The organism is Gaetbulibacter sp. NE (genome assembly GCF_025548475.1).
GTDB classification, from domain to species: Bacteria; Bacteroidota; Bacteroidia; order Flavobacteriales; family Flavobacteriaceae; genus Gaetbulibacter_B; species Gaetbulibacter_B jejuensis.
Map to the genome: position 1 here is coordinate 1 of NZ_JAOQHY010000035.1, position 578 is coordinate 578.

Below are 578 nucleotides of genomic sequence, written 5' to 3' on the forward strand. Positions count from 1 at the left end.
TTGGTTTGATTAATATATGGTACGGTTATCGCATTGATTCCTGCTTCGGCATCTGCCTGTGTTTCGTAATAGCTTACCTCTACATTAACCTGTCCATTGATGATTTCTGCATCTTTGGTCGTAAGGTCAAATGTTTCTTGCTCGTCGCCTGGGTTGTTATAGTCACACAACTCGTATGGTGTTATCGCACCTATGGTTGGTAATGGGTTTACCAATAGGGTAAGCTCTACTGTGTCATGGCAGCCTGAAGTGTCATCTTCCAAACGCACATAAACGGTTTGGGTGTTTGGTACAATATTGTTGTATGGACTTGATAGGTCATTGACACCATTGTCTGCATCAGACTGGGTCTCATGGTAGGTCACTGTCATTCCTGTTTGTCCACCTAATACTTCTGCGTCTTTTAATGTTAAGGTAAAGCTTGCAAAACCATCGTTATCATCATCGCAGACTTCCAATGGTGTTGGTGCTACTGCTACTGGTAGTGGGTTAACCACTAGCTCTAATGTCGTAGTATTATAGCATCCTGTTGTTGCATCTTCTAAACGCACATATACCGTTTGCGTGTTGATGACAAT

General features: G+C 42.4%; 1 protein-coding gene. It reads right to left on the reverse strand.

Going from position 1 to position 578, the window contains the following annotated elements; genetic code table 11:
• On the reverse strand, nucleotides 1-578 hold a 578-nt coding region (locus OD803_RS14485; RefSeq protein WP_262734068.1), incomplete at both ends, for a hypothetical protein.